This window comes from Rhodophyticola sp., from assembly GCF_965284195.1.
Classification (GTDB): domain Bacteria; phylum Pseudomonadota; class Alphaproteobacteria; order Rhodobacterales; family Rhodobacteraceae; genus Rhodophyticola.
On record NZ_CBDIRM010000001.1, the window covers coordinates 3877533 to 3891335 of the forward strand.

Annotated in this window: 13 protein-coding genes; 5 read left to right on the plus strand and 8 right to left on the minus strand. The window is 64.9% G+C overall.

Annotated features, from left to right (window positions below; genetic code table 11):
• Positions 1 to 41: 41 nt before the first annotated feature.
• Both ACQ651_RS19370 and ACQ651_RS19375 read left to right on the plus strand, forming a co-directional pair.
• Positions 42 to 632 carry a uracil-DNA glycosylase family protein gene (locus ACQ651_RS19370; RefSeq protein ID WP_227284574.1) on the plus strand — a complete coding sequence of 197 codons (591 nt, stop codon included), beginning with the start codon at positions 42 to 44 and terminating at the stop codon, positions 630 to 632.
• Positions 633 to 1412 (plus strand): SseB family protein, encoded by a 780-nt coding sequence (locus ACQ651_RS19375; protein WP_227284573.1) that lies wholly within the window; start codon positions 633 to 635, stop codon positions 1410 to 1412.
• A 24-nt stretch (positions 1413 to 1436) separates the two neighbouring features.
• Here the strand turns inward: ACQ651_RS19375 and ACQ651_RS19380 are convergent, their stop codons facing one another.
• The 7 genes from ACQ651_RS19380 to ACQ651_RS19410 form a co-directional block, all read right to left on the minus strand.
• Positions 1437 to 2372, minus strand: coding sequence for a 2-hydroxyacid dehydrogenase (locus tag ACQ651_RS19380; RefSeq protein WP_430450202.1), 936 nt, complete (start codon positions 2370 to 2372; stop codon positions 1437 to 1439).
• Between the two features lie 13 nt (positions 2373 to 2385).
• Positions 2386 to 3525 carry a rod shape-determining protein RodA gene (gene rodA / locus ACQ651_RS19385; protein WP_375550731.1) on the minus strand — a complete coding sequence of 380 codons (1140 nt, stop codon included), beginning with the start codon at positions 3523 to 3525 and terminating at the stop codon, positions 2386 to 2388.
• On the minus strand, positions 3522 to 5474 hold the full coding sequence (gene mrdA / locus ACQ651_RS19390) for a penicillin-binding protein 2 (RefSeq protein ID WP_430450203.1): 1953 nt from the start codon (positions 5472 to 5474) through the stop codon (positions 3522 to 3524). The genes rodA and mrdA overlap by 4 nt, the downstream gene beginning before the upstream one ends.
• Positions 5471 to 6007 (minus strand): rod shape-determining protein MreD, encoded by a 537-nt coding sequence (locus ACQ651_RS19395; RefSeq protein ID WP_227284569.1) that lies wholly within the window; start codon positions 6005 to 6007, stop codon positions 5471 to 5473. Before ACQ651_RS19395 ends, mrdA begins: the two co-directional genes overlap by 4 nt.
• A complete protein-coding gene (mreC, locus tag ACQ651_RS19400; protein ID WP_430450204.1) occupies positions 6004 to 6942 on the minus strand; it encodes a rod shape-determining protein MreC in 939 nt (312 codons plus the stop codon). Before mreC ends, ACQ651_RS19395 begins: the two co-directional genes overlap by 4 nt.
• Positions 6943 to 6986: 44 nt before the next feature.
• Positions 6987 to 8024, minus strand: a complete 1038-nt coding sequence (locus tag ACQ651_RS19405) for a rod shape-determining protein (protein WP_121896350.1) — start codon at positions 8022 to 8024, stop codon at positions 6987 to 6989.
• A gap of 223 nt (positions 8025 to 8247) precedes the next feature.
• Positions 8248 to 9813 (minus strand): 2-isopropylmalate synthase, encoded by a 1566-nt coding sequence (locus ACQ651_RS19410; RefSeq protein WP_430450205.1) that lies wholly within the window; start codon positions 9811 to 9813, stop codon positions 8248 to 8250.
• 258 nt (positions 9814 to 10071) lie between these two features.
• On the opposite strand from ACQ651_RS19410, the gene ACQ651_RS19415 reads away from it, so the two are divergent.
• The 3 genes from ACQ651_RS19415 (at position 10072) to ACQ651_RS19425 (ending at position 12809) form a co-directional block, all read left to right on the plus strand.
• Positions 10072 to 10740 (plus strand): SDR family NAD(P)-dependent oxidoreductase, encoded by a 669-nt coding sequence (locus ACQ651_RS19415; RefSeq protein ID WP_375550729.1) that lies wholly within the window; start codon positions 10072 to 10074, stop codon positions 10738 to 10740.
• Positions 10734 to 12260, plus strand: a complete 1527-nt coding sequence (locus ACQ651_RS19420) for a cryptochrome/photolyase family protein (protein WP_430450206.1) — start codon at positions 10734 to 10736, stop codon at positions 12258 to 12260. The genes ACQ651_RS19415 and ACQ651_RS19420 overlap by 7 nt, the downstream gene beginning before the upstream one ends.
• A 105-nt stretch (positions 12261 to 12365) precedes the next feature.
• Positions 12366 to 12809, plus strand: coding sequence for a DUF1801 domain-containing protein (locus ACQ651_RS19425; protein WP_430450207.1), 444 nt, complete (start codon positions 12366 to 12368; stop codon positions 12807 to 12809).
• Here ACQ651_RS19425 and ACQ651_RS19430 read toward each other — a convergent pair.
• Positions 12799 to 13716: an MBL fold metallo-hydrolase gene (locus ACQ651_RS19430; protein WP_227284563.1), complete on the minus strand. Its 918-nt coding sequence runs from the start codon at positions 13714 to 13716 to the stop codon at positions 12799 to 12801. The two genes, ACQ651_RS19425 and ACQ651_RS19430, sit on opposite strands and share 11 nt — an antisense overlap.
• Positions 13717 to 13803 lie beyond the last annotated feature (87 nt).

Here is a 13803-nt window from a genome sequence, read left to right on the forward strand (position 1 = left end):
CCCGCTGGCATTATTCATCGGCCGGGCCTAGGTCTGTGCCCATGTCTTTCGAAGCGCTGACATCCGAACTGGCGGGCTGCACGATCTGCGCCGACCGATTTGCAGCCACCGCAACCGCGCATGCGCCCAAGCCGGTCATCTGGTTTGCCTCCGGCGCGCGCGTGCTGATCGCCGGGCAGGCGCCGGGACTGCGGGTGCATCGATCGGGCAAGCCGTTCACCGACCCATCCGGCGACCGGCTGCGCGCGTGGATGGGCGTGGCGGAGGATGTCTTCTATGACCGACGCAGGATCGCGATCGTGCCGATGGGGTTCTGTTTCCCCGGCTACGATGCGAAGGGCAGCGACCTGCCGCCGCCGAAAATCTGTGCGCAAACATGGCGCGAGCGGGTGATGGAGGTCCTGCCGAAGGTGCGGTTGACCTTGCTGATCGGTGGCTATGCGCAAAACTGGCATCTGGGGCGCGCGGGTGGTGTGACCGAAACGGTCGCCGGGTGGCGTTCGCATGCGCCCGACGTCATCCCGCTCCCGCACCCGTCCTGGCGCAACACCGGATGGCTGAAGAAAAACCCCTGGTTCGAGACGGAGCTTCTGCCCGTTCTCCGGGCCCGCGTCACGGAGGTTCTGGCGTAGATGACATCGCTTGATCAGGCCCATGCGGCGATGGAGGCCGCCCCCGGCGACGATGCCGCGCGGTTGAGATTTTACGACCGCTTGGCAAGCGCGGAGCTGTTCCTGCTTCTGGAGAGCGAGGCGGATGGCGACCGCGTCACGCCACGGATCTTTCCGGTGGAGGGGCAGAGTTTCGCGCTCGTCTTCGACCGGGAGGAACGGCTGACGGAATTCGTAGGCCAGATCGCGCCTTATGCGGCCCTCTCGGGGCGCACGCTGGCGGGCATGCTGGCGGGGCAGGAGATCGGCCTTGGGGTCAATCTGGGCGTGGCACCCTCCTCGATCCTGATCGACGCGGCGGCGGTGAACTGGCTGGCGCAGACACTGGAGAACGCGCCTGACGAAGTGGAGGGACGCCCGGACGAGCTGTTTCCGCCCAAGGGGCTGCCCGAGGCGGTGATCACGGCGCTGGATGCGAAGCTTGCCGGCGCGGCCGGTATGGCGAAACTGGCTTATCTCGCGGGTGTGACCTACGAGGGCGGGCGGCGCGCACATCTTCTGGGCTTCGTCGATGCGGACCCGGCAGCGGAGCGGGCGCTGGCGCAGGCGGTGGCGGAGGCCCTGACCTTTTCGGGGATCGAGGCCGGCAGTCTGGACGCGGCCTTTTTCAAGGCCTCGGATCCGATCTGTGCGTCTCTGGCGCGGGTCGGGTTGAGGTTCGACCTGCCGGACCCGGTGGTGGAAAAGGCACCCGGCACGGCGCCGGGTATGGACCCGGACACCCCGCCGCGTTTGCGCTGAGGCGCGGGCAGTGGCGGGCAGCGCTCAGTATCCCAGTGTCCGGTCCACGAGGTGAAGAAAGGGCTCGCCCGCTTCGCCGCGTCGGATATTGTCCACGATCACCCGCGCGGCGCTGTCGACGCGGGTTTCAGAGGCGATGTGAGGCGTTACGGTAACCTTGGGATGGGCCCAGAAGGGGTGATCCGCCGGCAGCGGTTCGATGCGGAACGTGTCGAGTGTCGCGTGGCCGATCCGGCCGCTGTCGAGCGCGGCAAGAAGTGCGTCGTCGTCTATCAGGGCGCCGCGCCCGGGGTTCAGGATCACCGCGCCGCGGGGCATCAGCGCAAGGGTGTCCACGTTCAGGGTGTTTTCGGTTGCCGGTGTGTCCGGCAGCAAAAGGGTTACAATCTCCGCCGATTTCAAGATTTCCTGTAACCCGTCCGGGCCGTGTTCGGTCCGGACGCCTTCGATCCGTTTCTCCGTCCGGGACCATCCGGTGACCCGGAAGCCGAGCCCGGCCAGCGCGGTTGCGCAAGCCGATCCGAGCGCGCCAAGGCCCAGGATCGCGACCGTGCGGTCGCGCGCAAGCGGCGGCACGACACCCGCGCGCCAGACGCCGTCCTGCTCGTGAATATGGGCGTCCATTCCCAGATGGTGGCGCAAGGTGTGGCCTGTGACCCACTCCACCATGCCTTCGGTCAGACCGTAATCCACCATGCGCGCCAAAGGGGCCTTGAGCGTGTCGTTGCCCACCACGTCCTCGACACCGGCCCAGAGGTTCAGGACCGCCTTCAGCCGCGTGTAGGGGGTGAAATCCGTGACCGGGCCGTTTGGTGCATAGACGATGTAGTCCACCTCCGACGGGTCGGCCTCGGTCGTCAGCACCGCATGTGCAAGACCGGCCTCGGCCAGGGCCTCGCGCAGTTGCGGTTCGTAGAGAGTCCAGCGCTCCGGTCGCGCGGCGAAAAGAATGTTGGGCATGGATTTCCGAGCCTTAGCGTGGGCGGTGAATATGTGCTGATTGCACCAGACCGAAGGCCACCATCAAGACCAACATGGCCGAGCCGCCGTAGCTGACAAGCGGCAGGGGCACCCCGACGACCGGTGCCAGCCCCATGACCATGGCCATGTTGAGCGCGAAGTAAAGAAAGAAGGCGACCGCGATCCCGAGGGTGACCAGAGACGCGAAGCGGTCCTTGGTCTGCAAGGCGGTGATCACACAGAACAGAAGGATCAGCAGGTAAAGCAGCAGAAGCGACGCCGCCCCGATGAAGCCGAATTCTTCGGCGAGCGTGGTGAAGATGAAATCGGTGTGCTTTTCCGGCAGGAAATTCAGCCGGCTTTGGGTACCTTGCATGAAACCCCGCCCGGCAAACCCGCCCGAGCCGAGCGCGATCTGGCTTTGGGTGATGTGGTAGCCCGCCCCAAGCGGATCGGTGGAGGGATCGAGGAAGGTGTCGATCCGGCGATATTGGTAATCCTGCAGCAACTGCCATGGCGTGCCGCGAGACGCGAACACCGCCGTGACGGCGCCAACCCCCGCGGCGACAACCGCGGCGAAATAGGCCCAGTGGACGCCGGCCAGAAACATCACCGCGCCGCCCCCCATCAGCAGCAGGAGCGCGGTTCCCAGATCGGGCTGGCGCAGGGTCAGCATCACCGGCACCGCGATGATGAGAAGCGGGATCAGCACATAGAGCGGACGCGACATTTTCCGGCTGTCGAGCCAGTCGTAATAGGCCGCAAGCAGCATCACCAACGTGATCTTCGTCAATTCCGAGGGTTGCAGCCGCATGAAGCCCAGATCGATCCACCGCTGCGCGCCCATGCCGATGGCGCCGAAGAATTCCACGTAAAGAAGCAGGAGGATCGAGATACCATAGGCCAGCCCCGACATGTTGCGCCAGAACCAGATCGGCACCATGGCGACCACGAACATCGCCACGAGCCCCATCCCGAACCGCTGCATCTGTGGCTCGACCCAGGGCGACATGGATCCGCCCGCGACCGAGTACAGCATCAGAAATCCGATGCTGGCGACCGCCGTAAGCAGGATGACCAGCGCCCAGTTGACGTAAAGCAGCTTCCGCAGGCCGGTGGGGGTCGATTTGACCGTGTATTCCAGAAAGCTCATGCCTGACTGCTCCCGCCCGTCGGACCGTCGACCGGGGGAGCGGGGCGAAGCGGCAGGCGTTCGTGCAGGTCTTCGATCTCGCGGCGCTGATCGGCGGGATAAAGCTCGGGCGGGGGCACATCGCCATGTTGGGCGCGCAGGAGAATGTCGCGTGCGATCGGCGCCGCCGCCGTCGACCCGCCGCCGCCATGTTCGACCACGACCGAGACGGCGTAGCGCGGATTGTCATAGGGCGCATATCCGACGTAAAGCGCATGATCGCGCCGTTCCCATGGCAGATCGGCGTTGCTGATCACGCCGGCGCGCCGTTCCGCGGCGGTGATGTTGCGAACCTGGCTGGTGCCGGTTTTGCCCGCGATGGTATAGGCCGCGTCTTCCGTCCGGCTGCGATAGGCGGTGCCGCGGCGGTGGTTGTTGACGCGGTACATGCCTTCCTGGATCAGCGCGAGATGGTTGGGGTGCAGGCCCATATCCTCGCCATGAAGCGCCCCCGCCTCCCGCCCGTCGATGGATTTCACCATACGCGGAGAAATCATCCGGCCCGTGGCCAGCCTTGCAGTCATCACCGCCAGTTGCAGCGGCGAGCTCAACACGAACCCCTGACCGATGGAGGCGTTCAGCGTATCGCCCACAAGCCAGTCCTCGCCCCGGTTCTCGCGCTTCCATTGCATCGTGGGGGCGAGACCTTCCACCACGCCGGACAGCGGCACATCGTGGCGCACCCCGCAGCCAAAGCGCCGGGCCATGGCGGAAATCGCCTCGATCCCGGTGCGTTGCGCAAGCTCGTAGTAATAGACATCGCAGGACTGGGTGATGCTGTCGATCATGTTCATATGGCCATGCCCGCCCCGCCGCCAGCAATGGAAACGCCGGTTGCCAAGCTCGGTGAAGCCGCCGCAGTAGACGGTTTCCTCCGGTGTGATGACGCCCGCCTCAAGTGCGGCCATGGCGACGATCATCTTGTAGGTGGAGCCGGGCGGATACAGCCCTTGCACCGCCTTGTTGGCCAGTGGGCGATAGCGGTCCTGGTTCAGCGTGTTCCAGTCGGTGGTGGAGATGCCGCGGACAAAGAGGTTGGGATCGAAGATCGGGGCGGAGGCGAGCGCCAGCACATCGCCCGTCTGCACCTCCATCACCACGGCGCCGGCGCTTTCGCCGATCATGCGCGCCTCCACGTAATTCTGCAGGCCCGCGTCGATGGTCAGTTGCAGATCCGATCCGGGCGTGGCGGCATCGCGGTCCAGCTCGCGCATGACCCGGCCGCCGGCATTGACCTCGACCCGCTTGGTACCCGCACGGCCGCGCAGACTGTTCTCCATCCGGGCTTCGATATTGTAGCGACCGACCTGAAAATCCGGGATCTGCAGGACCGGGTCGGTATCCCCGGTGGTTTCCAGATACCAGTCCGAGACGGGGCCGACATACCCGACCACATGGGCAAAATCGGCGCCGAGCGGATAGATCCGGCTGAGGCCGAATTCCGGCGTCACACCGGGCAGGGCGGGGGCATTGACCGCGACGGTGGACAACTCCTCCCAGCTCAGCCGGTCGGCAATGGTGACCGGGACGAAGGGCGCACGGGCCAGCATCTCCTCCCGCGCGCGGGAAAGGCGGCCCATGTCAAGATTGACCAGTTCGCTGAGCCGTCTGAGCACCTCGTCGATGTCATCGGCATCTTCGCGGACCATCGTGATCCGGTAATTCTGTTCATTGCCGGCAAGCAGCGTGCCGGCCCGGTCGAAGATCAGGCCGCGTGCCGGGGGAAGCAGGCGGATATTGATCCGGTTCTCTTCGGCCAGCAGGCGGAAATCATCCGCCCGTTCCAGTTGCAGATAGCGCATCCGGCCTGCCAGAACCGCGCCGGTGCCCGCCATCACACCCGCCACGATAAGACTGCGGCGTCCGATCAGGCGGGCGCTGTCTTCGGTTTCCTTGGGGGTGCGTTTCATGAGCTTGCCGCGGCTTCCGAGTCGATGGGGCCCAGTTTACGCAGGCCGAAGACGAATTTCGAGACGGCGACCACGATCGGATAGACTGCAACGGTGACAATTCCGTGTGCCAGCGTCAGGCCAAGTGTGGTCTGATCCACGACCAGCAGCCAGAGCGCGACCCTGTTCAGGATCAAAAGCGCGAAGACGGCCGCCGCGAAGGCCCCCCATTCCACCAGAAACGGGAACTCGGTCATGTGGGCGCGGCGACGGCGGAGGCTTTCGCTTGTCACCAGCACCAGCAGGGTCCAGAGGCCGGGCGGGCGTTGAAACAGGAAATCGGCCAGCAGAAAAAGGAGGATGATCGCCCCCATGGGGACGACGGCGGGCTGCCGCATTAGCCAGGCAAGCGTCAGGGCCAGCAGGATATCGGGCGCCGGGATGCCGGACTCGCCCAGACCCAGGGGCATGAGCTTATAAGCGATGACAAGGAGACCGAGCGCCAGATAGATCAGCCGATAGGTCCAGATATGCCGTGTAACCGGGTCGATCACTGGTTCAACTCCCCGGTTTCGAGGGTCGGCAGCAACGGCCCCTGCAGCGGAGCTTCGGTGCTGTCGTCGGGCAGGGGCCAGGGCGGCCCGACCAGCCCGCCGGGATCGGACAGCGTGGTGCCCGGATGGCTGCGCATCACCCGCAGGAAATTCAGCCGCGCGTAATCCGCCGCCAGACGGGTGCGCATCCGGCCATCGGGGCTGAGCCCGACCTGACCGACCAGAAGGCCTGCCGGAAACAAGCCGCCATCGCCGGAGGTCACGACCCTGTCTCCGGCGCTGATATCCTCGGGGTCCTCCACGAATTCCAGGACCGGCGCGACGGAATTGTCGCCAAGCAGCAGGGCCTGTTGCCCCGAGGGCTGAATGGTCACCGGCACACGGCTGTTGCTGTCGGTCAGAAGCAAGACGCGCGAAGTCCGTTCCCCCACGCCCGATATCCGACCCACGACGCCAAGCCCGTCCATCGTCGCCCAGCCATCCAGAATTCCGTCCCGCGCGCCCACATTCAGCAGGACCGAGCGTCGGAACGGCGAGCCGCTGTCGGCCAGAACGATGCCGGTCACGAAGGTCAGCTCCGGATCGAGCTGCACCCGGTTCAGATCCAGAAGGCGCGCGTTTTCCTGCTCAAGCTGCAACGCCGCCTCGCGCCAGGCGCGCATCTGCTGCAACTCGCGGCGCAGTTGCTCGTTCTGCTCGTAAAGCCTTGTGTAGCTTTGAAAATCATCCAGCATGCGGGCCATGCCGGTTACCGGCGCCATGGCCCATTCCATGTTGGGCACGACCCGGTCGATGATGGCCGCGCGCATCCGTTCGACGCGGGGATTGTCGATCCGCCAGATCAGCACAAGCAACACCAGACACAGGATCAGAACCGTCAACAGCAAACGCCGGACGGGGCGGGCATAGGCTTGATCATTGCGATCCCGTGCCATCTCGATCCTCGCAATCGGGCCGCGGCGGGCGCGGCGCGGGCGGGTTAACTGTCGTAATCTATCGCATGGCGGAGCAGTTTTTCATACTCCAACGCCTTGCCGGTGCCCATGGCAACGCAGTTCAGGCTTTCGTCGGCAACCGAGATGGCAAGGCCCGTCTGCTCACGAAGTGCGAGGTCCAGCTCGCCCAGAAGCGCACCGCCCCCGGTCAGCATGACGCCCCTGTCGACGATATCGGCGGCCAGATCGGGCGGGGTGGCCTCCAGCGCGCCCATGACCGCCTCGCAGATCTGCTGAACCGGTTCGGCCAGCGCTTCGGCCACCTGCGCCTGGCTGATCTCCGTCTCTTTCGGAACCCCGTTGAGAAGGTCGCGGCCACGGATCTGCATCGACGCGCCGCGCCCGTCATCAGGCATCCGCGCGGTGCCGATGGAGGTCTTGATGCGCTCGGCCGTCGCTTCGCCGATCAGCAGGTTCTGCTGGCGGCGCAGGTAGGAAATGATCGCCTCGTCCATCCGGTCGCCCCCGACACGGACAGAACGGGCATAGACGATATCGGCCAGCGACAGCACCGCCACCTCGGTCGTTCCGCCGCCGATATCGACCACCATGTTGCCGGTCGGGTCGGTGATCGGCATGCCGGCCCCGATGGCCGCGGCGATGGGTTCGGCGATCAGCCCGGCCTTGCGCGCGCCGGCGGACAGCACCGATTGCCGGATCGCGCGCTTTTCCACCGGCGTGGCCCCGTGGGGCACGCAGACGATGATTTTCGGCTTGGTGAAGGTGGTGCGTTTGTGGACCTTGCGGATGAAGTGCTTGATCATCTCTTCGGCCACGTCGAAATCGGCGATCACACCGTCGCGCATCGGGCGGATCGCCTGAATGCTGCCGGGGGTCCGGCCCAGCATCAGCTTGGCATCTTCCCCGAAGGCCAGCGCCTTCTTGACCCCGTCCTTCACCTGATAGGCCACGACCGATGGCTCATTCAGGATGACGCCCTTGCCCTTTACATAGACAAGTGTGTTCGCCGTGCCGAGGTCGATCGCCATGTCGGCGGAGAAAAGACTGCCAAATCCGGCCATATGAGGGGAAATCCTGCTGTCGCGTCCCAAAAAGCGCCTGACAGACTCAGGCGCCAAACCAGCATGCTTATAGGCACCCCCATGCAGCCCCGTAAAGGGCGATCTGGGATCGGATCAGCGCATTTTCGCTGCTCCGCGCCGGAGTGGCCGGCGCGGCGCGAAGGTCTTGCGATCTGCCCGGCCATCGCCCGTTCAGGGTGCGCCCGGAGGTGCGAGACCCTGGTCAGGAGACGTCCTTGTAAGAGACCTCCCTCAGGCCGCCGCCGGTCTTTTCGCGGCGCACAATCAACCGGTTGAGCGCGTTCACATAGGCCTTGACGCTGGCCACCACGGTGTCCGTGTCCGCCGACTGGCCGGTGGCGATGCGGCCCTCTTCCTCCATCCGGACGCTGACCGTGGCCTGTGCGTCGGTGCCTTCGGTGACCGCATTCACCTGATAAAGCTGCAAAACCGCATGATGGGGATAGATCGCCTTGACCGCGTTGAACGCGGCGTCGACCGGGCCGTCGCCCGTGGCCTCGACCGACTTCTCACGGCCATCGACGGATATGGTCATCGTTGCGCGTTGCGGGCCCTCGGTGCCGCAGACCACCGTCATCGAGACCAGTTGCAGATGGTCGGCCTGATCGGTGGCCGTGCTGTCGGTGACCAACGCGATCAGGTCGTCATCGAACACTTCCTTCTTGAGATCCGCCAGCGCCTTGAACCGGACGAAGACGTCGTTCAGCTGGTTGTCGGCCAGATGATACCCCAGATCGGACAGTTTGGAGCGCAGCGCGGCGCGGCCCGAATGTTTGCCCATCACGATATTGGTTTCGGCAAGCCCAACATCTTCGGGGCGCATGATCTCGAAGGTTTCGGCGTTTTTCAGCATTCCGTCCTGATGGATGCCGGATTCATGGGCGAAGGCGTTCTTGCCGACGATGGCCTTGTTGAACTGCACCGCGAAGCCCGACACCGTGGCGACCCGGCGGGAGATGTTCATGATCTTGGTGGAATCGATGCCCGTCGCATAGGGCATGATGTCGTGGCGCACCTTCATCGCCATCACCACCTCCTCCAGCGCGGTATTGCCCGCGCGTTCGCCCAAGCCGTTGATCGTGCATTCGATTTGCCGCGCGCCGCCGGCCACCGCGGCCAGTGAGTTCGCCGTCGCCATGCCCAGATCATTGTGGCAGTGGGTGGAGAAAACCACCTCGTCCGCGCCGTGCACTTCGGCGATCAGCCGCCGGATCAGATCGGCGGATTCATTGGGGGCGGTGTAGCCCACGGTGTCGGGAATGTTGATGGTGGTGGCGCCGGCTTTGATCGCGATTTCCACGACGCGGGCCAGATACTCCCACTCCGTCCGGGTGGCGTCCATCGGGCTCCACTGAACATCGTCGCACAGGTTGCGGGCGTGGGTGACCGTGTCGTGGATACGCTCGGCCATCTCGTCCATGGTCAGGTTGGGGATCGCGCGGTGGAGCGGTGACGTGCCGATAAAGGTATGAATTCGCGGCGCTTTTGCATGCTTCACCGCTTCCCAGCAGCGGTCGATATCCTTGAAATTCGCGCGGCTCAGCCCGCAGATCACGGCATTTTTGGCGTTCTTCGCAATCTCCGAGACGGCGGCGAAATCCCCCTCCGACGCGATGGGGAAACCGGCCTCGATGATATCGACGCCCATATCGTCCAGAAGGCCGGCGATCTCCAGCTTTTCCTGATGGCTCATCGTGGCGCCGGGGCTCTGTTCGCCGTCGCGCAACGTGGTGTCGAAGATCAGCACACGGTTTTCGTCATTACTCATGAATTCGGTCCTTAGCCTTGATTTTACGTGATTTTCTCGGCGCTGGATCTCCCCTGAGCGGTCGCGCCGGATGGCACGCTCAGAGGCGGCTAAGAAGGAGGAGACCGCGCAGCCCGAAGCGACCCGTGGGGGCGGCAATCAAGGCGATATGGCTGCGCATCGTCATGACCGGCATTTTACGGGCGCCTGTGAAGATGAAAAGCCCCTTTTTGGGTCAATGCGATTGACCTGTGGCCATGCCCGGCTAGATCGCTGGATATGACGGAAAAAGCTTTGATAATAGGGGCTTCCGGCGGCATCGGCGCTGCGCTGGTCGCGGAACTGGACCGCAGGGGCGCCGAGGTGACCGGCTTGTCGCGGAGCCGCGACGGGCTGGACGTGACCGACGAAGACAGCATCGCCACGCATCTGGGGGCGCTGGACGGGCCGTTTGACCGGATCGTGGTGGCGACCGGTGCGCTGGAGATCGACGGCGCCGTTCCGGAAAAGGCGCTGAAACAGCTTTCAGGTATATCAATGGTAGATCAATTCAGGCTCAACACGGTCGGGCCCGCGATGATCCTGAAACACGGGCTCCGCCTGCTTCCGCGCGACAGGCGGTCGGTCCTTGCGGTACTCTCCGCGCGTGTCGGCTCCATCGGAGACAACCGGCTGGGCGGCTGGATCAGCTACCGGACGGCGAAGGCGGCGGTCAATCAGGTGGTTCATACGGCGGCGATCGAGATCGGGCGGACCCACAAGCAGGCGATCTGCGTGGTGCTGCATCCGGGCACGGTTCAGACCCGGTTCACGGAGAAATACGTGGGGCGGCATCCGGCGGTGCCACCGGCGGAGGCGGCAGGACATCTGGTTTCGGTGATGGATCGGCTGACGCCGCCGGAGACCGGCGGTTTCTTCGACTGGGCCGGGAAACCCGTGCCATGGTGAAGCTCGTCCTGATCCTTGGCGACCAGTTGAGCGAGGAGGTTTCCGCCCTGCGCGAGGCCGACAAGGCGTGCGATGTGGTCGTGATGGCCGAGGTGGCCGATGAGGCGGGATATGTGCCCCATCATCCCAAGAAAATCGCCTTCATCTTCGCGGCCATGCGGAAATTCGCCCGCCGGCTGGAAGAGGCCGGGTGGCAGGTTCGCTATACGCGGCTGGATGACGACGGGAATTCGGGCTCGATCGCCGGTGAACTGTTGCGCCGCGCCGATGAGACCGGGGCCAAGGAGGTCATCGCGACGGAGCCGGGGGAATGGCGGCTGATTTCGGCGCTGGAGGACGTGCCGATCCCGGTGCACCAGTTTCCCGATGACCGGTTCCTGTGCGCGCATGACGAGTTCGACGACTGGGCGGAAGGGCGCAAGGAGCTGCGGATGGAGTATTTCTATCGGCAGATGCGGCGCAAGACCGGGTTACTGATGGAGGATGACAAACCCGCAGGCGGCAAATGGAATTTCGACCACGACAACCGCAAACCCGCGCCCGATGAGGTGGATTTCGGCGGGCCGATGCACTTCACCCCGGACGACACCGTGGAAGAGGTGCTGGACCTCGTGGAGGCCCGTTTCGGGGAGAATTTCGGCACGCTCCGCCCGTTCTGGTTCGCGACCGATCAGGGGCAGGCGCGGCGCGCCCTGAGCCATTTCATCAAGCAGGCCCTGCCCAGATTCGGCGACTATCAGGATGCGATGCTGCAGGAGAACCGGTTTCTCTATCATTCGGTGATTTCGATGTATCTGAATGCTGGATTGCTGGGCTGGCGGGAAGTGTGCGAGGCGGCCGAGGCGGCGTGGCGGTCCGGCGACGCGCCGATCAACGCGGTTGAGGGGTTCATCCGCCAGATCATCGGCTGGCGCGAATACATGCGCGGCATCTATTTCCGCGAGGGGCCGGAATACACCGCGCGGAACATCCTGCGCTATGACCGAAGCCTGCCCGCGTTCTACTGGACGGCTGAGACCGATATGCTCTGTGTCGCCAAGGCGGTCGAACAGACCCGCGAGGAGGCGTATGCCCACCATATCCAGCGGCTGATGATCACCGGCAATTTCGCGCTTTTGGCCGGTATCGACCCTGCGGAGGTGCATGAATGGTACCTGGCGGTCTATGCGGATGCCTATGAATGGGTCGAGGCGCCGAACGTGATCGGCATGAGCCAGTTTGCCGATGGCGGGATCGTGGGCTCGAAGCCCTATGTTTCGGGCGGGAACTACATCAACAAGATGTCGGATTATTGCGGGGATTGCGCCTATTCGGTCAGCAAGAAGACCGGCGAGGGGGCGTGCCCGTTCAACCTGCTCTATTGGGGGTTTCTGGACCGGCATCGCGACCGGTTCGAGAAAAACCCGCGAATGGCGCAGATGTACCGGACCTGGGACAAGATGGATGCGGAGCGCCGCCGCACCGTGCTGGCCGATGCGGCGGCGGTGCTGGAGCGGCTGGATGCAGGGGACCGCGTGTGACGGTGCAAGCGCGGCGCGCGGGCATAGCTTGCGGTCGTGACGACACGCGACGCTTTGGTGCGGGAGGCGTTCCGGTGTAATCTGCCCGTGAGCGGGGGCTGACGGATGAGCGAGATCGCGACACGACCCACGGATCAGGATGTGACCGCGTTTCTGGAGGCGGTGGAGCATCCGGTCCGGCACGCCGACGCGGTCGCGCTGGATGCGCTGTTCCGGCAGGTCACGGGCTGGGAGCCGGTGATGTGGGGCAGCAGCATCGTGGGCTATGGGCAGTATCGGTACCGTTATGAGAACGGCCGAGAGGGGACGTTTCTGGCCACCGGGTTTTCACCGCGCAAGGCCAGTCTGTCGCTTTACATCATGCCCGGCTATGCCGGGCGCGGGGCGATCCTGCCCCGGCTGGGCAAGCACAGGACCGGGCGGGCCTGTCTTTACGTCAACAAGCTTGCCGATATCGACAGGGAGGTTCTGGCGGAGTTGATCGCCGCTGGGCTGGAGGATCTGGGCCGGCGGTGGCCGGTCTCCGCCAGCCCGGGGGTCACCCCATGAGCTGGCCCGCTTCGGGCACCCAGCGAAACCCGTCGCCGCGCGTGTCGACGAAGCCCAGTGCCGGGAAGGGCATGTGATAGCCGATGGCGGGCAGCCGTTCGGCGGCCAGCATGCCCAGAACCGCGCGCCGGCTGGCGGCGGCGGCCGCCTTGTCCATATCGAAGCGAACCTCCCAGTCGGGGTGGGCAAGCGACCAGACGGGGTGATTGGCCAGATCGGCGAAAATCAGGAGGCCGGCGCCTTCGCTTTCCAGCCGATAGGTCATATGGCCGGGCGTGTGGCCGAAGGCGGCCAGCGCGGTGATGCCCGAGGCCGCATCCTGCCCGTCGTCGAGGAAGGTCATCCGGTCGGCGAAGGGGCGCACATTGGTGTTGAACCCGTCATCGTCCGCGGCGGCCCAGGCATCGTATTCGACCCGGCCCGTGACATAGCGCGCGTTGGCGAAGGTCGGCGCGCCGCCGGTCTGCATGCCGCCGATATGGTCGCCGTGCATATGGGTCAGCACCACGATATCCACCTGATCGGGGGCGTAGCCTGCGGCAGCCAGCGCCGCCGTTGTGCCCTCCGCGGACTGGCCGGTGTCGAACAGGACCAGCTCTGCCCCGGTATTGACCACGGTCGGGGTGAAGAAGAACCGGGATTCATCGGGGGAGAGGAAGTTTTCGGAACTCGCCTCCGCAAAGGCGGCGGCGCTGACATTCATTCCGAAAATGGATTGCGGGTCGGGCACCACCATCGTGTTGACCAGCAGGGTCGTGACCTCGAACGCGCCGAGGGTGATCCGGCGATAGGGGGCGAGATCGGCGCCCAGCATCGGGGCCTCGGCCCGGGCGAGGGCGGGGGCGAATGTGGCAAGCGGCAGGCTGGCGCCGGCGGCGAGGCTTTGGCGGCGGGTCAGTCGGGGCATCGCGGTATCCTTTGTTCAGATGTCTGAAAGGATAGCGCGACGCGGGCCGGGATGTAGCACAAGTTGTCGTGAGATGGCACGGACAGC